Below are 20,357 nucleotides of genomic sequence, written 5' to 3' on the forward strand. Positions count from 1 at the left end.
GTTCACTCCCGGCACCGCAAGGGGCCAATGGGGTATGGGGTAATTGGCAGCCCGACTGATTCTGGTTCAGTTAGTCTAGGTTCGAGTCCTGGTACCCCAGCGCTGCTGGAATTCGCGAGAGTTCCAGACGCTGGATTCTGACGAAGTTCGGCTCCGTCCCTTCGGGGGCGGAGAGTGGTCTTCGGTAGAGTGCAGCTCCTCCGCCCGTCAGGGTGGGGGAGCAAGAGTTAGTTCTGGCCCCGTCGTCTAGTGGCCCAGGACGCCGCCCTCTCAAGGCGGTAGCGCCGGTTCGAATCCGGTCGGGGCTACATCGTGCACAGCCCGTCTCACCAGGTGAGGCGGGCTGTTTCGTTTCTCCGCGCCGCCCGCTGTGCCCCCGCACCCCGCGATCATGCCGGTGCGACGGTGCCGCTAGACTACAGCCGTACCGCCCGCGAGGGCGGTGAACGGTAAAGTTCTGGCCCCGTCGTCTAGTGGCCCAGGACGCCGCCCTCTCAAGGCGGTAGCGCCGGTTCGAATCCGGTCGGGGCTACAACCAAAGGCTCATCTCGCTCGAGCGAGATGAGCCTTTCTCGTACCCACCCTGTCCCGCCCCCCATGCCTCGGTGATCAAGAGCTTTGCGTCACCGGCTCCGGCGTGTCGTGACGCAAACTTCTTGATCACCGCGGGTGGGGTGGGGAGGGGGTGGGGGTGGGGGGTGGGGTTAGAGGCCGGATAGGCGTTGGCCGGCTCTTACTACGGCCATGGCGTGGCGTTCGCCGGGGCGGCGGCCCAGGCGCTCGATCGGGCCGGAGATGCTCACCGAGGCGATCACCCTCCCGGTGCGGTCGCGGATCGGGGCGGAGACGCTCGCCACACCGGCCTCCCGCTCGGCGACGCTCTGTGCCCAGCCACGGCGGCGCACCTCGGCGAGCGTGCGGCCGGTGAACTTGCTGCGCGGCAGTAGCGGCATCACCGCCTCCGGCGGCTCCCAGGCGAGCAGGATCTGCGCCGCGGAGCCGGCCGTCATCGGCAGCACCGAGCCGACCGGAACGGTGTCCCGCAGGCCACTGGCGCGCTCCGCCGCGGCCACGCAGATCCGCTCGTCGGCACGGCGCAGGTAGAGCTGTGCGCTCTCGCCGGTGGCGTCGCGCAGCGCGGCCAGCAACGGCTCGGCGGCGGTCAGCAGAACGTCCGGTGCGGCGTTGGCCAGCTCGCCGAGGCGGGGGCCGGGGCGCCATCTGCCCTGGGTGTCCCGCACCAGCATCCGGTGTATCTCCAGGGCCTGGGCCAGCCGATGTGCGGTGGCTCGGGGCAGCTTGGTGCGATCAACGAGTTCGGCCAGGCTGGCGCCGTCGACGCAGGCGGCCAGGATGACCACCGCCTTGTCGAGAACGCCGACACCGCTCATACTGTGTCCCACAAGCCGAAACTTACCTCCCAGAATTTAGGATGTCCAGATGGTGGGAGTCACTCCTGAGCCGAGGACCCTGGCCGAGAAGGTCTGGGACGCGCACGTCGTACGGTCCGCCGCTGGTGAGCCGGATCTGCTCTTCATCGACCTGCACCTGCTGCACGAGGTGACCAGCCCGCAGGCGTTCGACGGGCTGCGGCTCGCCGGTCGCCGGGTGCGTCGTACCGACCTGACCCTCGCGACCGAGGACCACAACACCCCAACCGGGTACGCCGACCCGGCGTTCCGCCTGCGCCGTGGTGACCTGCTCACCATCGAGGACCCCACGTCGCGTACGCAGATCGAGACGTTGCGGCGCAACTGCGCCGAGTTCGGGGTGCGGTTGCACCCGCTCGGCGACGACAACCAGGGCATCGTGCACGTGATCGGCCCCCAGCTCGGTGTCACCCAGCCGGGCATGACGATCGTCTGCGGTGACTCGCACACCGCCACCCACGGCGCGTTCGGCGCGCTGGCCTTCGGCATCGGCACCAGCGAGGTGGAGCACGTGCTGGCCACCCAGACGCTGCCGCAGAGCCGGCCGAAGACAATGGCCGTGAACGTCACCGGGCGGCTGGCCCCGGGCGTCACCGCCAAGGACCTGGTGCTCGCGCTGATCACCCAGGTCGGTACCGGTGGCGGGCGCGGGCACATCGTCGAGTACCGCGGCGAGGCGATCGAGGCCCTCTCCATGGAGGGGCGGATGACCATCGCCAACATGTCCATCGAGTGGGGCGCCAAGGCCGGCATGATCGCGCCGGACGAGACCACCTTCGCGTACCTCAAGGGTCGGCCGAACGCGCCGCGGGGCGCGGACTGGGACGCGGCGCTGGCGTGGTGGCGGACGCTGCCCACCGACGAGGGCGCGAGCTTCGACGCCGAGGTGACCCTGGACGCCAGCCGGATCACCCCGTTCGTCACCTGGGGCACCAACCCGGGGCAGGGGGCGCCGCTGAGCGCGCCGGTGCCGGACCCGGAGGACTTCCTCACCGACTCGGAGCGCACCGCAGCCCGCCGCGCCCTGGAATACATGGACCTGCGCCCCGGCACCCCACTGCGCGAGCTGCCCATCGACGTGGTCTTCGTGGGGTCCTGCACCAACGGCCGCCTGGAGGACCTGCGGGCCGCCGCCGACGTGCTGCGGGGCCACCAGGTCGCCGACGGCGTCCGGATGCTCGTGGTGCCCGGTTCCGCAGCCGTCCGGGAGGCCGCCGAGGCCGAGGGACTGCACAAGGTCTTCGCGGACGCCGGGGCCGAATGGCGGTTCGCCGGCTGCTCCATGTGCCTGGGCATGAACCCCGACACGCTGAAGCCGGGCCAGCGCTCGGCCTCCACCTCGAACCGCAACTTCGAGGGCCGTCAGGGCCGGGGTGGGCGTACCCACCTGGTCTCCCCGCCGGTCGCCGCCGCCACCGCCGTGGCCGGCCGACTGGCCGCCCCCGCCGACCTGTAGAAGGGACCGAGGAGATGGACAAGTTCACCACCCACACCGGCACGGCCGTGCCGCTGCGGCGGTCCAACGTGGACACCGATCAGATCATCCCTGCCGTGTACCTCAAGCGGGTGACCCGAACGGGCTTCGCCGACGGGTTGTTCAGCGCGTGGCGGGAAGATCCGACATTCGTTCTCAACGATGAGCGCTATTCCGGCGCGTCGATCCTGATCGCCGGCCCGGAGTTCGGCACCGGCTCCTCCCGGGAGCATGCCGTCTGGGCACTGCGGGACTGGGGCTTCCGCGCGGTGGTGGCGCCGCGCTTCGGCGACATCTTCCGCGGCAACGCCCTCAAGGAAGGTCTGTTGCCGGTCGAGTTGGAATTGAAAGCCGTCGAAGAGCTGTGGGACCTGATCGAGTCGGACCCGACCACCCCGGTGACCGTCGACCTCACCGCCCGCCAGCTCCGCGCCGGGGACGCCAACTGGTCGTTCCCGCTTGACGACTTCAGCCGCTGGCGGCTGCTGGAAGGCCTCGACGACATTGGACTCACCCTCCGCAACGTCGCCGACATCGACTCGTACGAGGCCCGGCGACTGCCGTTCCTGCCCTCCGTGGCATAGCCGTACGCCCGGCCGCACAGCGGATTCCACCCCCATCGGTCCGACCGGTGGGGGTGAATCCGTTACGACACAAGGGCTTTTTTCTACCGAATGTTTGTGTCCCGGCAGCACAGGGCATAACGTGCGCGCAGAATGGCTCGCGAAGAGTCAGTTGCACAATCGGGAGGAAGTCGTGAACAAGGCCGAGCTCATCGAGGCGCTCGCCGTTCGCCTGGGGGACCGGAAGACGGCGACGAACGCCCTAGAGGCGGTCCTCACCGAGGTCCAGGCGGCGGTCACCAAGGGCGAGAAGGTGGCGATCACCGGATTCGGAGCGTTCGAAAAGCGTGTGCGTGGTGCGCGAACAGCGCGCAACCCGCGTACCGGCGAGGCGGTGAAGGTCAAGAAGACATCCGTCCCGACCTTCCGCCCCGGCGCCGGGTTCAAGGAGATGGTGGCTAGCGGCAAGGTGCCGAAGGCCACGGTGGCGACGAAGAAGGCCGCCACCACCACCGCCACGGCCAAGACGGCCGGCACCAAGGCGGCGGGCACCAAGACGACAGGCACCAAGGCGGCGGGCACCAAGGCCACCGCGGCGACCAAGACGGCCGCCAGCAAGAAGACCGCCCCGGCCAAGGCGAGCAAGACCACCACGGCGACCAAGACGGCCGCCAGCAAGAAGACCGCCCCGGCCAAGGCGAGCAAGACCACCACGGCGACCAAGACGGCCGCCAGCAAGAAGACCACCGCCGCGGCGAAGAAGACCACCGCGGCGACCAAGTCGACCGCGGCGAAGAAGACCACCGCGACGGCGAGCAAGAGCACGGCGGCCAAGAAGGCGCCGGCGAAGAAGGCTCCGGCCAAGAAGGCGGCCAGCAAGCGCTGACCGACCAGCTCCGAAAGGGCGTCCACCCACGGGTGGACGCCCTTTCGGCGTACGGGGGCCGTTGACCCGGTCGGCGCGCTCACGCAGAATCGCCGTGCCGGTCCCCTCCGCCGGCCCCGCCGACACCGAAATGGGGCGCCGGTGCGCTACCGCCAGGTCACCACCGGGACGCTCGCGCTGGGCGTCATCCTCCTCATCGACGTGCTGCGCGTCTGGCTGCCCGGCATCATCACCATCTTCGGTCAGGCGGCGTCCACCCCGGCCGAGCTGATGGGCGCGTTCGCCCTCGGCTGGTTCGTGCTCGCGCTCGGCGCACCCGCGGTGGTTCGCCGGGTCGGCGCCCGCCCGGTCACGGTCGTCGCCGCCGTCGCGCTCGCCGTCGCCCGGCTCACACTCAGCGCCGCCCCCGGCGGGCGTACGCAGCTCTGGCTGGCCACCGCCGGGCTGCTCGCCGGGCTCGTCTGGTTGGTCGGCGTCGCCGCCGACACCGACCGCCCGGTCCCGGGGCTGGCATTGGGGTTCGCGGTCAACGCGGCCCTGCACGCGGTGCTGGACACCGTCGACCTGGTCTGGCGGGGCGACTGGGTGGCCTGGCTGCTCAGCTCCGTCGCGGTGGCCCTGTTCCTGTTCGGTGCGGCGCGGTCCGGCAACGGGGACGGTACGGCGCGGTCCGGCAGCCGGGCGGGCGTCGGTGGGGTTCGGGCGTGGCTGCTGGCCGGACCGGCGCTGCTGCTGGCCGGAATGGTGGCGCTCTCCCCGGCGCTGGCCGAGACCGGAATGTCGTACCTGCAGGTCGGCGGTGCGGTGGCGCGCTCGCCGCTGTTCGGCATGGCGCCGGTGCCGGTGGCGGTGGCGGCCTTCCTGTGCACCGCGTTGACCCGACCGCAGCGGTGGAGCCGAGTGTACGGACCGGTGGCGGTGGTGTTTGGAGCCGTGCTGTTCGCCCTCGACCAGGGTGACCTGCTCCTCCCCGCCATTCTCCTCGCCGCCGTCGGTCTCGGCGCCTGCCTCGCCCGCACCGACGACGCCAGCCTCCCGACGAGCGACCCCGCCGCCGGTACGGCGGACAGCGCCGGTCTCGCGGACGGTGCCGGTCTCGCTGCTGCCGCCCCGGCTGACGGTGCCGGCGACGAGGGAGTCGACAGGCGGTGGGCGGCTCGTCGGGGGTACGCGGTCGCCGCCGGCATGCTCGTCTTCGCGCTGGGTGCCGTCGGGTACTACTCCGCCTACGACCTCGGCTACCCCAACGCCTCGGTGCCCGTGCTGGTGGCCCTGCTGGTCGCCGTGGTCGCGTTCGCCGCCCGTCCCGTGGCGGACCCGACCCCCGGACCGTTTCCGCCGCTCCGGGCCGCTGGCGCGGTCACCGCGCTGGCCCTGCTGGCGCCGGTGCTCGCCGACGAGGTGCCGGTCGCCAGCAATCGGGAGGGTCCACCGGAGCGGCTGACCGTGGTGGCGTACAACATCCGGATGGGTTTCGGGCTGGACGGCCGGTTGGACCTGGCCGGGCTCACCGAGGCCGTCGACGGACAACGACCGGACGTGGTGTTGCTCAGCGAGGTGGACCGGGCCTGGCTGCTCAACGGTGGGCACGACACCCTGGACCTGCTGGCCGACCGGCTCGGCATGTCGTACGTCTTCGGGCCGGCCGCCGACCCGGTCTGGGGCGACGCGGTGCTCAGCCGTTGGCCGGTCACCGATCCACGGGCCCTCGCCCTGCCGGCCGTCGGGGCGCCCACCGGCGCGCAGGCGCTCGCCGTCACGCTTGACCTCGGTGACGGCGTCCGCACCGCTGTGGTGAGCACCCACCTGCAACCTCCACCCGGGCGGGGTCCGGTGGTCCAGGCCCGCGCGGTCGCCGACTTCGCCACCGGGTACGCGGCCGGCCGGCCCCTGGTGGTGGCGGGTGACCTGAACACGGAGCCGGGCGACGAGGCGTTCGGGCAGTTCACGGCGGCCGGTCTGGTCGACGCGTTGGCGTCGGCCCGACCGCTGGCGACGAGCCCCGCCGACGATCCGCGCGAGCAGATCGACCACGTCTTCGTCTCGCCCGATCTCACCGCGACGAACCCGGTCGCACCGCGCGGCACAGCCAGCGACCACCTGCCGGTGGCGGTGACCCTGACCCTGCCACCCCGCTGACCGCGCGCCCGCGTGGGCGGGGACTAGAGGCGGTCGGCGGCGAGCAGCCGGTCGCCGCCGAAGGCGAGCAGCCAACCGCCGCCCTTGGGGGTGTTGAAGTCCTCGTCGGTGCGGCCGGTCAACCGTTGCAGGGCACCCGGCAGCACCTTGCCCTGGCTGCACACCGCCACCTGCCCACCGGCGGTGGCCAACTCCAGCAGCCTGGCGGCGGTGGCGAGGATCTGCTCGTCGGCCTGCTGGCCGGGCTGTGGCTCGTCCAGGTCGCCGCAGATCTCGATCGGCAGGTCGAGCAGCGCGGCGGCCGGGTCCAGTGTCTGCACGCAGCGTCGCGGTGACGCCGACACCAGCCGGGCCGGTCGGATCAGGGCCACCAGATCGGCCAGCGCGGCCGCCTGCGCCCACCCCTTGGCGTCCAGGGGGCGGCCGACGTCCGGGCCGGACCAGGTGGCCCGCTTACCGGCGTGCGCGTGCCGGACCAGCGCGACAGTCGCGGTGACCGCCGGCAGCGCGGCGAACGCCGCCAGCACCTCGGCATCGTGCGGGTAGCTGACCAACTGGATCGCGTCGTCCACCGCGAGCCACCGAATGTCGTCCACCTCGGTGTTCGGTTGGAAACCGCCGCGGGCCACCGCGAGCATCGACCAGTAGTCGACGAGCTTGTCCTGCCCCTCGCTGCGGTACCGCACCGACGGCAGCCGCACCTGCGGTACGCCCCGGACGTCGGCCTCCTCGGCGACCTCGCGTACGGCGGCGGCCAGCGCGTGCTCACCCGGCTCCAACTTGCCCTTCGGCAGCGTCCAGTCGCCGTAGCGGGGGCGGTGCACCACGCAGACGCGTACGCCCTCGGGGGTCGGCCGCCAGGCCACCCCGCCCGCCGCCCGGATGCCGATCACGGCAGCCAACTGGTCCGCCGCCGTCGGGTGGCCCGGTGCCAGGCGGCCGGGAAGAGGTCCCGCATCCGGCGTACCGACAGGCGTTCCCGCTCGGCCAGCCGCCCGGCGGTGACCGCCAGCTCGTGGTCGTCCGGCCGCTCGGCGGCGACCTCCAGCCAGGTGTCCGCCGCCACGGCCGCATCCTGGTGCTCGCCGAGCACGTCCTGCACACCGGCCAGGGCGCGGGACAGCCGGCGCGCGCCCTTGCCGACGGTCGTCGCCACCGCGTTCACCGCGTACCGGGCCTGTTTGCCCTCCTTGCGAACGGCGTGCCAGCGCTCGTCCGGCGCCTGGGCGTCGAGCCCGTCGACGCCGTCCGGCCCGGTCAGCCGCCGCCAGGGCCGGGCCACCAGCGCGGGCAACGCCTCCGCCGCGGGCGCAGCCGCCGCGCGGGTGAGTCGGGGCGCGCGGGCGGCCAGCACCAGAGCGTCCACCAGGGCCAGGTAGCGCGGGGAGCGCATCGCCTCGTCGATGGCGGCGAGCGCCTGCCCCTGCCGTTGGGCGAGCACCTCGTCCAGCCGGTCCACCGCGCCCTGGTCGAGAGGGCTGAGCGGATCGGCGCTGGCGGTGTCCCGCAACCGCTTGCGCAGCACCTCGGCGTCGCGGGCCGCGCCGAGGACACCGGCCAGCCACCGCAGCTCGTCGCGCAGCGGGCGGGACCAGGTCTTGCGGATGAGCGGCTTGAAGGTACGCAGATCACTGCGCAGGCGTCGACAGGCCACCCGCATCTGGTGCACGGCGGTGTCCCCACCGCCGGCCGGGGCGCGCAGCCGGACCAGGGGGTCGTGCGCCAGCAGCCGGCGGATCTCCTTGCGGACCGCTTCGGTCACCACGTCGCCCGCGCTCGCCTCGGCGGTCAGCCCGGCCGGCGTGACCAGGTCCGGATCGGCCTGCGCCGCCGCGCCCAGCGCCCGTACGTGCTTCGGGGTGAACGACCCGCCCTTGGCGCCCGCCTCCCGCAGCACCGCCCCGATGCGGTCGAGCAGCTCGCGGTCGCCGGCCTTGCGTTCCACCTCCAGCTCGCGGAACGTGTCGGTGGTGGCGCCGGAGTCGTCCAGCACGGTCACCCGGTCGTCCACCACCTCGGCGAGCACGGTGCCGGCCTTGTCGCACACCTCGTACGCGTGCCGGACCGTCCGCACCACCGTCACCGGGGCCAGCGGCGCACCTCGGTGCAGGACGGTGACCAGCTCCACCAACTCCGGTGGTGGCTGCCCCTTCGGCCCCGGGCGGGAGATCTCGTGCCGGACGCCCGGCGTCCCGGTCGGCAACTTCACCGTCCAGGGCAGCTCGTCGCCCTTGCGGTGACGCAGTGAGGCGCCGGCGCGGGCCAGCCGCAGGTCGACGGTGTCGAGATAACGGGCGACAAGCGTCACCGCTGGCAGTGCCCGGACCCGACCGCCGGCCGGGGCCGTGGCGGCCAGATCCGGCAGCACGTAGGCGTCGTCCACCTCGTACTTCTGCTCCTCCTCAACCATCAGCCAAGCCTATGCGGTGATCGGTCAGCCGGCCGTGCCACCGACGCGGCGCAACAGCAGTTCCTGCAGGTGCGCCCGGGCGTTGTCGTCGGCGCTGGTCCGCCGGGTCCAGCTGCCGTCGCCGGCCAGCTCGAACGCGTCCACATCGGGGCTCATCGCGGCCGTCAGCACGTGATCCAGCTCGGCTCGGGCGATCGGGTCGGTCACCTGCACCAGCGCCTCCACCCGACGGTCCAGGTTGCGGTGCATCAGGTCGGCCGAACCCATCCAGAACTCGGCCTCGCCGTTGTTGCCGAACCGGAAGACCCGCGAGTGCTCCAGGAAACGGCCGAGGATCGAGCGGACGCGGATGTTCTCCGACAGCCCGGGCACCCCGGGACGCAGCGTGCACATGCCCCGGATGAGCAGGTCGACGTGGACGCCGGCCTGGGAGGCCCGGTACAGCGCGTCGGTGATCCCCTCGTCGACCAGCGAGTTGACCTTGAACTGGACCAGGCCGGGCATGCCCAGTCGAACGTGCGAGATCTCCCGCTCGATCCGCTCGATGAGCCCGCTGCGAATGCCCTGCGGGGCGACCAGCAACCGCCGGTACGCGGTCTGCCGGCTGTAGCCGGTGAGGACGTTGAACAGGTCGGTGAGGTCCGCGCCGATCTCCGGGTCGGCGGTGAGCATGCCGAAGTCCTCGTACAGTCGGGCGGTCTTCGGGTGGTAGTTGCCGGTGCCGATGTGGCAGTAACGGCGGATCTGGTTGCCCTCCTGGCGGACCACCAGCGCGGTCTTGCAGTGCGTCTTCAGGCCGACCAGGCCGTACACCACGTGGCATCCGGCGCGTTCCAGCGTGCGGGCCCAGCCGATGTTGGCCACCTCGTCGAAGCGGGCCTTCACCTCCACCAGCACCACCACCTGCTTGCCGGCGGCGGCCGCGTCGACCAACGCGTCGACGATCGGGGAGTCGCCGCTGGTGCGGTAGAGGGTCTGTTTGATGGCCAGCACGTTCGGGTCGGCGGCCGCCTGCTCGATGAAGCGCTGCACGCTGGTGGCGAACGAGTGGTACGGGTGGTGCACCAGGATGTCCCCGTCGCGCAGGGTGGCGAAGACGCTGCGCGGCACCTCGCCCTCGGCGAGCCGGGGGTGGGTGGAGGGCACGAACGGTGGGTCCTTGAGGTCCGGCCGGTCGGCCTCGCCGTAGACCTGCCACAGCGCGGACAGGTCCAGCAGGCCGGGCACCCGCAGGACGTCCTGGTCGTCCATGTCCAACTCGCGGACGAGCAGCTCCAGCACGTGGTCGGAGATGGACGCGGCCACCTCCAGGCGCACCGGCGGGCCGAACCGCCGCCGGGCCAGTTCCCGTTCCAGGGCCTGCAACAGGTCCTCGTCGCGGTCCTCGTCGACCTCCACCTCGGCGTTGCGGGTGACCCGGAACAGGTGGCACTCGACCACCTGCATGCCGCTGAACAGCTGGCCCAGGTGCACCGAGATCAGGTCCTCCACCGGCAGCATCCGCACGCCCGGCTGGTCCCGGTCCACGCGGACGAAGCGGGGGACGTTGTTGGGCACCTTCACCCGGGCGAACAGCTCCGAACCGCCATCGGGGTCGCGAACCGCCACCGCCAGGTTCAGCGAGCGCCCCGAGATGTACGGGAACGGGTGCGCCGGGTCCACCGCGAGCGGGGTCAGCACCGGGAAGATGTGCTCCCGGAAGTAGGTGCGCAGGCGTTCCCGCTCCGGGTCGCCCAGCTCAGCCCAGCGCAGGATGCGGATGCCCTCGTCGGCCAGCCTGGGCAGGACGTCGTCGACGAAGCAGGCGGCGTGGCGGGCACCCAGTGCCCCGGTGCGCTCGGCGATCAGCTCCAACTGGGTCCGCAGCGGCAGCCGGTCCCCGCCGCGTACCGGCAGGCCGGCGGAGAGCCGCCGCTTCAGCCCGGCGATCCGCACCATGTAGAACTCGTCCAGGTTGCTGGCGAAGATCGCCAGGAACTTGGCCCGTTCCAGCAGCGGGGTGCGCTGGTCCTCGGCCAGGGTGAGCACCCGGGCGTTGAAGTCGAGCCAGGACAGCTCCCGGTTGAGGAACCGGTCCTCCGGCAGCGGCGTCGGCGGCGGGGCGTCCTCGTCCTCGTCCTCGTCGCCGGCGCCGGCGCCGGTCGGCAGGTCGTCGGGCAGGACCTGGTGGACGCCGCCGCCGGTCGGGCCGGTCGCCTCGACGGTCGGCCCGGGGTCGAGGACCTCGTCCAGCCCGGAGGAGGCGCCGCCGGGATCGTCGGCGAGGGTGTCGGCGCGGGCGGCGCCGGCCCGTTCGGCACGGGTCGGGCGGAAGCGGCCGTCGGTGCCGCGCGTACGGGAGCCGTTGCGGAGGTCGGTGGCGGGCGGGTTGGCCGGGTGCTCGCGAGGGGTGCTCACCCGCTCATAATCACCCGATTACGGTTAACGCAAAATGAACTTGGGCCCGCCGGCTCAGATCATCGTCGGCAATGTCACCCGGACGACCTCTCCGTCGGGATCGGTGTCGATGCGAACCCGCTGGCCGAGCCGGAGCAGCCGCAGCCCGGAGGCGTCGAAGGCCCGGGCGGGGAAACGCATCTCGGTGCCGTCGTCGAGCAGCAGGACACCGCTGCGCGTCGCCGCGTCGTAGCTGGCCACCGTGCCTTGCATGCTGGCACCGTACACCCGGCGGGCGGACCGGGCGGGTCAGCCCGCCGAGCGGGCCGGGCGGGTCAGCCCGCCGAGCGGGCCGGGCGGGCGGCGGTGACCAGCGCGGCGGTGCGCGGCCCCAGCCCGAGCCGGGCGGCGGCGGTCAGGTCCGCGGCGGTGTCCACGTCCCGGCGCAGGCTGGGCCAGTCGCCGCTGAGTGGCAGCGCCCCGCTCGCCGCGTGCGCGGCCGCCGAGCCCACCCCGAAGCGGGGGTCCAGCGGTACCGCCGGCGGCGCGGTGAGCAACACGGTGCCGGTGCCCGGCGCGTCGGGCACGAAACGGCGTACCACTTCTCGCCCGTTCTGCGCCGCGAGCAGCGCGCCGGCCAGCTCGGCCGGGCGCAGCGCCGGCAGGTCCGCCGTGAGCCCGGCCACCCACCCGGTGGTCGTTCCTGCCGCGCCGTGCCGGAACGCGGCGTTCAGTCCGGCGGCCGGCTCGTCGGGCAGCACCCGCGCGCCGGCGGACCGCGCCGCCGCCGCCACCCGGTCGTCGTCGGTCACCACCAGGGCCTCGGCGACCGCCGGGCAGGCCAGCACCGCGCGGAGCGTGTCGGCCGCCAGGGCCAGCGCCAGCTCCTCGTGGGGTACGTCCGGCAGAGCGCCCCGCAGCCGGCTCTTGGCCGCCGCCAGATGCTTCACCGGCACCACCACGGCCCACCTCGGCTGACTCACGCCCGCAATCCTGCCAGGGGGACGGCGGGACCCTCGCTGGCCGTACCGGGGGCGAGCAGGCATGATTTCCGCTGCGGGTGTCGCGGGCGGGGTTTCGCGGCGGGTTGGGGCGCGACGAGGAGGCAGAGTGGCACGGCGGAGGCTGGGGTTCTGGCAACGGTTCGCCGTGGGGCTGGTGAAGCCTGTGATGACCGTGTGGACCCGGCGGACCTGGCGTGGCCAGGAGCACCTTCGACACGACGGCGGCATGATCATCGTGGCGAACCACATCTCGCACGCCGACCCGCTGGTCTCCGCGCACTTCATCTACGACTCCGGGCGCTGGCCGCAGTACCTGGGCAAGGCCAGCGTGTTCCGGGTGCCGGTGGTCGGCTGGATCCTGCACCGGTGCCGGCAGATCCCGGTCGAGCGGGGCAGCGTCGACGCGGTCCGCTCACTGGACTCCCTGGTCGCCGCGCTCGACCAGGGAGGCGCCGTGGTGATCTACCCGGAGGGCACCACCACCCGGCAGCCCGAGCTGTGGCCGATGAGGGCCAAGACCGGTGCCGCTCGGCTGGCCCTGGCCACCGGGGCTCCCGTCGTACCGGTGGTGATGTGGGGACCGGAACGGCTCTTCGACCCCCGGACCAGCCGCGTCAACCCGCGCCCCCGGATTCCGGTGACAGTTGTCGCCGGGGAACCGATCGACCTGAGCCGGTGGGCGGATGCCCAGCCGACCCGGGCCACCCTCGAGGAGATGACGGACACCATCATGTTGCGGCTGCGGGACATGCTCGGCGAGGTCCGCGGCGGCACCCCGCCGCCGCTGTGGGAGCGACCGGCCCGGTCCTCCGGCGGGCGCGAGCAGCAGGGCGAGGCGGCGTGAACGGGCGAAGCGTCAGCTCCGGCACCGGGGTCGCCCCGACGCGCTCCGGAGCGGTCGCGTGACCGGCCACGTCGCCGTACTCGGTGCTGGTTCCTGGGGCACCGCGTTCGCCAAGATCCTCGCGGACGCGGGGCGGGACGTGACCGTGTGGGCCCGTCGCGCGCCGGTCGCCGAGAGCATCCGCACCGAGCGCCGCAACCCGGAGTACCTGCCCGGTGTGCTGCTGCCGGCTCGGGTCACCGCCACCGCCGACGCCGCCGAGGCGATCACCGGCGCCGAGGTGGTGGTGCTGGCCGTGCCGTCGCAGACCCTGCGCGGCAACCTCGCCGAATGGGCCGGTCACCTGCACCCCGACTCGACCCTGGTGTCGCTGATGAAGGGCATCGAACTCGGCACCACCAAACGGATGAGCGAGGTCATCGTGGAGACCGCCGGGGTCGCCGCCGACCGGGTGGTCGTGGTCTCCGGCCCGAACCTGGCTCCGGAGATCGCCGCCGAGCAACCCGCCGCGACGGTTGTCGCCGGAACGAACAGCCACCGCACCGTGCTCGTGCAGTCGTCGATCCGGACGCCCTACCTGCGCCCCTACACGAACGACGACGTGATCGGCTGTGAGCTGGGCGGGGCCGTCAAGAACGTGATCGCCCTGTCGTACGGCATCGCCACCGCGATGGGTTTCGGCGACAACACCCGGGCCATGCTGATGACCCGGGGGCTGGCCGAGACGGCCCGGCTGGGCGTGGCACTCGGCGCGGACCCGATCACCTTCGCCGGCCTCGCCGGCATGGGTGACCTGGTCGCCTCCTGCTCGTCCCCGCTGGCCCGCAACCGCACCTTCGGTGAGCATCTGGGCCGCGGGGAGACGCTGGAACAGGCCCAGGCCGCCACCCGGCAGACCGCCGAGGGTGTGAAGAGTTGCCTGGCGATCCGAGACCTGGCCCGGGCGCACGGTGTGGAGATGCCGATCACCGAGCACGTCGAGCGGATCTGCCACGAGGGGATGGACCCGCGGCTCGCCGTGGACACGCTGATGAGCCGGACCGCCAAGCCCGAGTCGTACGAGTGAGGAACCGATGAGCGAAATGGGTGACGGCACCCGCTGCGTACGCGCCGGCCTGCCCGAGCCGGCGCCGGGGGACCCGTTCCTGCCCGGCCCGGTCTTCGCCGCGCCGTACCACCTCGACCCGTGGCAGGGCCAGGGCGAGTCGCCGAACGGCTACGGCCGCCCGGACAACCCGACCCGGCGGCTGCTGGAGGCGGCCGTGGGCGAGTTGGAGGGCGGGGACTGCCGGGTCTTCGCCAGCGGCCAGGCCGCCATCACCGGGGCGCTGCTCACCCTGCTGCGCCCGGGGGACACCGTGGTGCTGCCCGCCGACGGTTACTTCCCGGTCCGGGCGTTCGCCACCTCCGTGCTGGAGACGATCGGCGTGCGGGTGCTCTTCGTGCCGACCGTCGGGCCGTACCCGTCCTTCGAGGGGGTCCGGCTGGTGCTGGTGGAGACCCCGGCGAACCCTGGCCTGGACGTGGTCGACGTGGCCGCCCTGGCCGAGCGGACCCACGCCGCCGGCGCCCTGCTGGCCGTGGACAACACCACGGCCACCCCGCTCGGTCAGCGCCCGCTCGACCTCGGCGCCGACCTGGTGGTGGCGTCCGGCACCAAGGCGCTCACCGGTCACTCCGACCTGCTGCTGGGCTACCTGGCCAGCCGGTCCGCCGAGGTGATCGACGCGGTGACGCTCTGGCGTACCGGCACCGGGGCGGTACCGGGCGCGTTCGACGCCTGGTTGGCACACCGGTCGCTGGCCACCCTCGACCTGCGCCTGGCCCGGCAGAGCGCGAACGCCGCCGCCGTCACCGATCTGCTCGCCGGCCGGTCGGACGTGACCGGGCTGCGCTGGCCGGGGCGGCCGGACGACCCGGCGTACCCGGTGGCCTCGGCGCAGATGCGCCGGATGCCCGGGGTGCTCTCCTTCGACCTGGGTACCGCCGACCGGGTGGGCCGCTTCGTCGAGGCCGCCCGGCTGGTGGCGGCGGCGACCTCCTTCGGTGGCCTGCACACCACCGCCGACCGGCGGGCGCAGTGGGGTGACGACACCACGCCCGGCTTCGTCCGGTTGTCCTGCGGTGTCGAGGACACGCCCGACCTGGTGGCCGACATCGCCGCCGCTCTGGACGCGGCCGGACCGCTTTGAGGGGGCGTGTGACAGTCACCGATCGGCCTGCGCTGGTACGCCGGCTGCGTGCCGCCGGCTGCGTCTACGCCGAGGACGAGGCCGATCTGCTGCTGGCCGCCGCCGACTCCCCGGCGACGTTGGTCGACCTGACCGACCGTCGGGTGGCCGGCGAGCCGTTGGAGTACCTGCTCGGCTGGGCGGAGTTCTGCGGTCTGCGGATCGCCGTCGACGCGGGCGTCTTCGTGCCCCGCGGTCGGACGGCCCTGCTGGTCGAGGTGGCGGCCGGATTGACCGGGCCGGCGCCGGCGGTGGTCGACCTGTGCTGCGGCTCCGGGGCCACCACCGTCGCGTTGGCGCATCGGCTCGCGCCGCGCTGGCTGGCCGCCGCCGACATCGACCCGGCGGCCGTGGCGTGTGCGCGCCGCAACCTCACCGGCCTGCCCGCCGAGGTGTACGAGGGTGACCTGTTCGCGCCCCTGCCATCGGAATGGCGGGGTCGGCTGGACCTGGTGGTCGCCAACGCCCCGTACGTGCCGACCGACGCGGTGGCGCTGATGCCGCCGGAGGCGCGGCTGCACGAGGCCCCGGTGGCGCTCGACGGCGGCCCGGACGGGCTGACCGTGCTGCGCCGGGTGGGTGTCGGGGCGGCCGACTGGCTGGCCCTCGGTGGGCACCTGGTGGTCGAGGCGGGCGTCACGCAGGTGGACGCGCTCTGCGCGGCGTTCGAGGCAGCCGGCCTGGTGCCGGACGTGCGGCACGACGAGGACCTGGACGGCACCGCGGTGACCGCCCGACGTCCCGACTGAGTCCGCGTTGCGGGTGGCACCGCGTTGGGCCGCCGCTCGGCGGAGGCCACGGCGTTGTCGAACTGACCGCGTCCCGCGTGGAACCTGACTTTGTGGTCAAACGGGACGTGCGGTGACGCCTGTCGGTGCCTCCACCCGCAAGCGGGTGGCCGGGCGTGGCGGGGAAGAGGGGTTGGCACTAGCCTCGGCTCACACTCATGACGGGCGGGAGGCGGTTTTCGGTGGGCAGCGCAGGGGTGCCGGTGGTCGTCGGGCTGGACAACGGCGGCACCAGCAACAACGCCACCGTGCTGACGGTGGACGGCCGCTTCCTGGTGGACGGGCTGTTGGAGATCCCCAGCGAGGTGCGGTCCGGGCCGGAGGCGGCGATCGAGGCGCTGGCCCGAGCGCTGGACGGCGCACTGGCGCAGACCGGCGTGCCGCGCGAGTTGGTCCGGGCGGTCGGGTTGGACACTCCCGGCCCGGCCAGCGCCGACGGCGTCATCTCGTCGCGGGGTTCCACGAACTTCTCCCAGCCGGCGTGGCGGGGCTTCGACGTGCGGGGCGCGTTGGAGCGACGGCTCGGCCTGCCGGTGGTCTACCACAACGACGGCAACGCGGCCGCGCTCTACGCCCACCACGTGCACTTCGGCGACGACGCGATGAGCCGCTCGTCGGTCTCCGCGATCGTCGGCACCGGCCTCGGCGGCGGTGTGGTCGAGAGTGGTCGGGTGATCGCCGGCGCCGCCGGGATGGCCGGGGAGCTTGGTCACGTGCACATCCCCCTGGGCGGGCTGCTCGGCCCGGAGCAGTCGGAGCCCACCTGCGCCTGCGGCTTCACCGGGGACGTGGAGAGCATCGCCTCGCTGACCGGCATCGAACGCAACCTGCTGCCGTACTGGCTGACCCGCTATCCCGACCACCCGCTCGCCGCCGAGCCGGTGGCGCGGGCGGCGAAGTTGGTCCGGGGGTACGGCGAGCGGGGGGACGCCCTCGCGCGGGACCTCTTCACCCAGCAGGCGATGGCGTTGGGCCGGCTGTTCACCGTCGCGGCGAACTTCACCGATCCGCACGCGTACTTCGTCGGTGGTGGGGTGGTGGAGGCGGCAGTGGAGTTCCGGGACTGGTTCCTGGCGACCGTCCGCGAGCACACCGTGCTCCGCGAGGAGCAGGCGGCGGTCGCGACCTTCGCGCTGGTGCCGGAGCGGGACATGGCAGGTGCCCGGGGCGTGGCGATCGCCGCGTTGGAGGCGCTGCGTGCCGTCCCGGAGCCCCGGCCACTGGTCGCCTGAGACCGGCCCCGCCCCGGCCGCCGCGCCGAGTGGTCGGCGGCGCGGGGGCCGGGGCGGCGGGTGCTGGCGCAGCCGGTCGGATCGGCGGCTCGGCCTCCCGGTCAGCCCAGGGGCGGCGCCTGGGCGAAGGCGGCCCAGGCGGCCGGCGGGAACAGCAACGCCGGCCCGGACGGGTCCTTGGAGTCGCGGACGGCCACCAGCCGAGGGATGGCGGCCACCTCCACGCAGGCGCCCTGGTCGCCGCTGCGGCTGCTCTTGCGCCACGCCGCCGCGGCGATGGCCGCTGTGATCGTCGGTGTCATCGGTCCTTACCGTCCCTTCAGGGTTGTCAGGAGCATTCCGCGGCTGTCCGCCGGGCTGAGCGCCACGCTGCGGAGATGCTCCATGATCTTGGTGCAGGTACGTGTCTCGCCGGCGCGGTCGAGGATCATCTGACCCGCCACGGTCTCCACCGACGCGATGATCGGGTCCTCCGGGTCGGCGAACTCGAGGATGTGCAGGGAACCCCGGGTGCCCCGGTGGTAACCGGCGGAGAGCGGGATCACCTGGACGCTGATGTTCGGCAGCTCGGCCATCTTGACCAGGTGCCGGAGTTGCCCGTCCATCACCGACTGGTCGCCGACCGGGCGTAGCAGCGCGCCCTCGTCGATGATCGCGTCGAGGATGGGTGGTTGGTCGCCGGTGAGCCGCTGTTGCCGGTCGAGCCGGACCTTGACCCGCTGCTCCACCAGGTCGTCGCCGAGGGTGTGCGGCCCGCCGCGCATCACGCCACGGATGTAGTCCGCGGTCTGGAGCAGACCGGGCACCACGGAGGGCTCGAAGTTGGCGATGGCGGTCGCCTCGGCCTCCAGCGCGATGAAGTCGATGGTGCGGGGATCCAGCAGGTAGGAGTACGACACCCACCAGCCCGGTTTGCGGGCGTCCTTGGCGAGCTGCACCGCCGCGGACACCTCCTCGGCACCCACCCCGTACGACGTGAGCAGCGCGCGCACGGTCGCCGGGGTGATCAGGGTCTGGGCGTTCTCGTAGCGGGAGAGCGTGCTGCGGGTGCTGTTGATCTCATCTGCGGCGGTTTCCAGCGTCAGGCCGGCGGCTTCCCGGTGGTGGCGCAGGGCGATGCCGAGCCGGCGGGCGCGGGCTGTCTTCGGGGCCATGCATCGATGGTCGCACACATCGATGGGAACGTCTGCATGGGAGGAACCTCGACGAGAGTTGCATTCATGGCCGTGAACGTGTCAATCTGTTAGCGCGTCCTCACCGCCGGTTGTCGTGGCGACGGTGGTGGTGAGCGACCGGAGGGATGGGGCGCGCGGCGATCGGGTTTCTCCCCCGTGCCCGATCGTCGCGTGCCGCGCCATCCCGGCCCACCGGAAGGAGACGACGACGTGCGTACCGTTCCGGAGTCCTGTGCCGTTCACCCGGTCGGCCGCCGATGACCCGCTTCCTGGTGGTGCTCACCGACGTACGTCCGGTCGAGGGTGTCGACCGCGACGAGCGGACCGTGCCCGAGCGGCGGCGGCAGGTGGTCGGCGCCAGCAGCCGGGAGGCCGCCGACCGGATCGCCGGAGCGTTCATGGCGCTGGGGATGGTGCGCGCCGGTCGGCAGCGGGTGAAGGTGATCGCGGTCGGCCGCCGGCACTCCCGCGACTGACCACGTACCGGCCACCCGTCCAGCGCAGGGCAATAGTCCGATCACGCACCGTATATGCTCTGCTGACCGATCGCCGTGTCGCGCTGTGGCTCGCCGGGTATCGCCTCGTCCCATCGCCACGCACAGTAAGGTCAACCGGGTGAGCGCCATCGGCGAGCACGACCAGCCCCAGTCGCGTACGAAGAGGTGACCGGAGTGACCACCCCAGGCAAAACCCGCGTGGCGATCGTCTTCGGCGGCCGCAGCCCGGAGCACGGCATCTCCTGCGTCAGCGCCGGCAGCGTGTTCGGCGCGCTCGACCCGGACGAGTTCGAGGTGGTGCCGGTCGGCATCACCCGAGCAGGCCAGTGGGTGCTGACCAGCGGAGACCCAGCCCAGCTCGCGATCGACGCCCGTCGGCTGCCGGAGATCACCGCCGACTCCGGGGACGACATCGTGTTGCGTGCCGACCCGACCGGCAACGGACTGATGGTGCTCGACCCGACCGAGGGCCCCCGGGTGCTGGCCGACGTCGACGTGGTCTTCCCGGTGCTGCACGGCGCGTACGGCGAGGACGGCACCATCCAGGGAATGCTGGAGATGGCCGGCATCCCCTACGTCGGGGCGAACGTCTTCGCCTCCGCCGCCGCCATGGACAAGGAGTTCACCAAGAAGCTCTGCGCCGTCGAGGGCATCCCGGTCGGCACGTACGCCGTGCTGCGCAGCGGGATGACACTCAGCGAGCAGGACAAGGAGCGGCTCGGCCTGCCGGTCTTCGTCAAGCCGTCCCGGGCCGGATCGTCCTTCGGAGTCAGCAAGGTCACCGACTGGGCGGATCTGGACACCGCGGTCGCCGCCGCCCGGCAGTTCGACCCGAAGGTCATCATCGAGTCCGCGATCGTCGGCCGTGAGATCGAGTGCGGCGTGCTGGAGGGCGAGGCCGGTGGCACGCCCGAGGCGTCCGTGCTGGCCGAGGTGCGGGTCGTCGCGGACCACGACTTCTACGACTTCGAGGCGAAGTACCTCGACGACTCGTGCGAGTACGACATCCCGGCCGAACTGCCGGAGCGGGTGACCCGCCAGGTGCAGGAGTACGCGGTTCGCGCATTCACCGCGCTGGACTGCGCCGGCCTGGCCCGGGCCGACTTCTTCGTCACCCCCGAGCTGGACGTCTATCTCAACGAGATCAACACGATGCCCGGGTTCACCCCGACGTCGATGTTCCCGCGGATGTGGGCGGCTTCCGGCCTGGAGTACCCGAAGCTGGTCAACCGGCTGATCCGTACCGCCCAGCGGCGCGGCGTCGGCCTGCACTGAGTCACCCGGTCCCCCCGCGCGGCTCGGTAGGCG

General features: G+C 72.7%; 19 protein-coding genes and 3 tRNA genes. 14 read left to right on the plus strand and 8 right to left on the minus strand.

What is annotated here, in order from left to right; translation table 11 throughout:
- The first annotated feature begins 28 nt into the window (after positions 1 to 28).
- From AB0O48_RS28155 to AB0O48_RS28165, 3 genes are all read left to right on the plus strand, one after another.
- Positions 29 to 100: transfer RNA gene (locus AB0O48_RS28155), tRNA-Gln, on the plus strand.
- A 135-nt stretch (positions 101 to 235) separates the two neighbouring features.
- Positions 236 to 308: transfer RNA gene (locus tag AB0O48_RS28160), tRNA-Glu, on the plus strand.
- 151 nt (positions 309 to 459) lie between these two features.
- Positions 460 to 532: transfer RNA gene (locus tag AB0O48_RS28165), tRNA-Glu, on the plus strand.
- 172 nt (positions 533 to 704) lie between these two features.
- Here AB0O48_RS28165 and AB0O48_RS28170 read toward each other — a convergent pair.
- The gene (locus AB0O48_RS28170; protein WP_110562481.1) at positions 705 to 1,391 is read right to left on the minus strand and encodes an IclR family transcriptional regulator; all 687 of its coding nucleotides are present in this window, start codon (positions 1,389 to 1,391) and stop codon (positions 705 to 707) included.
- A 49-nt stretch (positions 1,392 to 1,440) separates the two neighbouring features.
- Between AB0O48_RS28170 and leuC the strand changes: the two genes are divergently transcribed.
- From leuC to AB0O48_RS28190, 4 genes are all read left to right on the plus strand, one after another.
- Entirely contained in the window at positions 1,441 to 2,886 is a 1,446-nt protein-coding gene (gene leuC / locus AB0O48_RS28175) for a 3-isopropylmalate dehydratase large subunit (RefSeq protein ID WP_365069213.1), read from the plus strand.
- Between the two features lie 14 nt (positions 2,887 to 2,900).
- Positions 2,901 to 3,488, plus strand: a complete 588-nt coding sequence (gene leuD / locus AB0O48_RS28180) for a 3-isopropylmalate dehydratase small subunit (RefSeq protein WP_357250557.1) — start codon at positions 2,901 to 2,903, stop codon at positions 3,486 to 3,488.
- Between the two features lie 172 nt (positions 3,489 to 3,660).
- A complete protein-coding gene (locus AB0O48_RS28185) occupies positions 3,661 to 4,353 on the plus strand; it encodes an HU family DNA-binding protein (protein WP_357572148.1) in 693 nt (230 codons plus the stop codon).
- 141 nt (positions 4,354 to 4,494) lie between these two features.
- Complete coding sequence (locus tag AB0O48_RS28190; RefSeq protein ID WP_365069214.1) at positions 4,495 to 6,492, plus strand: endonuclease/exonuclease/phosphatase family protein; 1,998 nt, start codon at positions 4,495 to 4,497, stop codon at positions 6,490 to 6,492.
- Between the two features lie 23 nt (positions 6,493 to 6,515).
- Here the strand turns inward: AB0O48_RS28190 and AB0O48_RS28195 are convergent, their stop codons facing one another.
- The 5 genes from AB0O48_RS28195 to cofC all read right to left on the minus strand — a co-directional run bounded on the left by AB0O48_RS28195 (position 6,516) and on the right by cofC (position 12,261).
- Positions 6,516 to 7,394, minus strand: a complete 879-nt coding sequence (locus AB0O48_RS28195) for an NUDIX hydrolase (RefSeq protein WP_365069215.1) — start codon at positions 7,392 to 7,394, stop codon at positions 6,516 to 6,518.
- Positions 7,382 to 8,902, minus strand: coding sequence for a CYTH and CHAD domain-containing protein (locus AB0O48_RS28200; protein ID WP_365069216.1), 1,521 nt, complete (start codon positions 8,900 to 8,902; stop codon positions 7,382 to 7,384). The genes AB0O48_RS28195 and AB0O48_RS28200 overlap by 13 nt, the downstream gene beginning before the upstream one ends.
- Before the next feature lie 24 nt (positions 8,903 to 8,926).
- Positions 8,927 to 11,299, minus strand: a complete 2,373-nt coding sequence (locus AB0O48_RS28205) for an RNA degradosome polyphosphate kinase (protein ID WP_365069217.1) — start codon at positions 11,297 to 11,299, stop codon at positions 8,927 to 8,929.
- A gap of 54 nt (positions 11,300 to 11,353) precedes the next feature.
- Positions 11,354 to 11,551, minus strand: coding sequence for a hypothetical protein (locus tag AB0O48_RS28210; RefSeq protein ID WP_030335323.1), 198 nt, complete (start codon positions 11,549 to 11,551; stop codon positions 11,354 to 11,356).
- Positions 11,552 to 11,613: 62 nt separating this feature from the next.
- Positions 11,614 to 12,261 carry a 2-phospho-L-lactate guanylyltransferase gene (cofC, locus tag AB0O48_RS28215; RefSeq protein ID WP_357250535.1) on the minus strand — a complete coding sequence of 216 codons (648 nt, stop codon included), beginning with the start codon at positions 12,259 to 12,261 and terminating at the stop codon, positions 11,614 to 11,616.
- Between the two features lie 127 nt (positions 12,262 to 12,388).
- On the opposite strand from cofC, the gene AB0O48_RS28220 reads away from it, so the two are divergent.
- The 5 genes from AB0O48_RS28220 (at position 12,389) to AB0O48_RS28240 (ending at position 17,377) form a co-directional block, all read left to right on the plus strand.
- Positions 12,389 to 13,126, plus strand: a complete 738-nt coding sequence (locus tag AB0O48_RS28220) for a lysophospholipid acyltransferase family protein (protein ID WP_357250532.1) — start codon at positions 12,389 to 12,391, stop codon at positions 13,124 to 13,126.
- A 58-nt stretch (positions 13,127 to 13,184) separates the two neighbouring features.
- Positions 13,185 to 14,192, plus strand: a complete 1,008-nt coding sequence (locus AB0O48_RS28225) for an NAD(P)H-dependent glycerol-3-phosphate dehydrogenase (protein WP_357250529.1) — start codon at positions 13,185 to 13,187, stop codon at positions 14,190 to 14,192.
- A 7-nt stretch (positions 14,193 to 14,199) separates the two neighbouring features.
- Positions 14,200 to 15,318 (plus strand): cystathionine gamma-lyase, encoded by a 1,119-nt coding sequence (locus tag AB0O48_RS28230; protein ID WP_357250526.1) that lies wholly within the window; start codon positions 14,200 to 14,202, stop codon positions 15,316 to 15,318.
- An 8-nt stretch (positions 15,319 to 15,326) separates the two neighbouring features.
- Complete coding sequence (locus AB0O48_RS28235; protein WP_365069218.1) at positions 15,327 to 16,106, plus strand: putative protein N(5)-glutamine methyltransferase; 780 nt, start codon at positions 15,327 to 15,329, stop codon at positions 16,104 to 16,106.
- A gap of 221 nt (positions 16,107 to 16,327) precedes the next feature.
- Entirely contained in the window at positions 16,328 to 17,377 is a 1,050-nt protein-coding gene (locus AB0O48_RS28240; RefSeq protein ID WP_357250521.1) for an ROK family protein, read from the plus strand.
- A gap of 101 nt (positions 17,378 to 17,478) precedes the next feature.
- On the opposite strand, the gene AB0O48_RS28245 is transcribed toward AB0O48_RS28240, so the two are convergent.
- The gene (locus tag AB0O48_RS28245; RefSeq protein WP_357250519.1) at positions 17,479 to 17,679 is read right to left on the minus strand and encodes a DUF397 domain-containing protein; all 201 of its coding nucleotides are present in this window, start codon (positions 17,677 to 17,679) and stop codon (positions 17,479 to 17,481) included.
- A gap of 6 nt (positions 17,680 to 17,685) precedes the next feature.
- Positions 17,686 to 18,531, minus strand: a complete 846-nt coding sequence (locus AB0O48_RS28250; RefSeq protein ID WP_357250516.1) for a helix-turn-helix transcriptional regulator — start codon at positions 18,529 to 18,531, stop codon at positions 17,686 to 17,688.
- A gap of 278 nt (positions 18,532 to 18,809) precedes the next feature.
- On the opposite strand from AB0O48_RS28250, the gene AB0O48_RS28255 reads away from it, so the two are divergent.
- Positions 18,810 to 19,028 (plus strand): hypothetical protein, encoded by a 219-nt coding sequence (locus AB0O48_RS28255; RefSeq protein WP_357250513.1) that lies wholly within the window; start codon positions 18,810 to 18,812, stop codon positions 19,026 to 19,028.
- A gap of 195 nt (positions 19,029 to 19,223) precedes the next feature.
- Positions 19,224 to 20,324 carry a D-alanine--D-alanine ligase family protein gene (locus AB0O48_RS28260; RefSeq protein WP_357250510.1) on the plus strand — a complete coding sequence of 367 codons (1,101 nt, stop codon included), beginning with the start codon at positions 19,224 to 19,226 and terminating at the stop codon, positions 20,322 to 20,324.
- Positions 20,325 to 20,357 lie beyond the last annotated feature (33 nt).

Origin of the sequence: Micromonospora sp. NPDC085948 (genome assembly GCF_040686315.1) — a bacterium.
Classification (GTDB): domain Bacteria; phylum Actinomycetota; class Actinomycetes; order Mycobacteriales; family Micromonosporaceae; genus Micromonospora.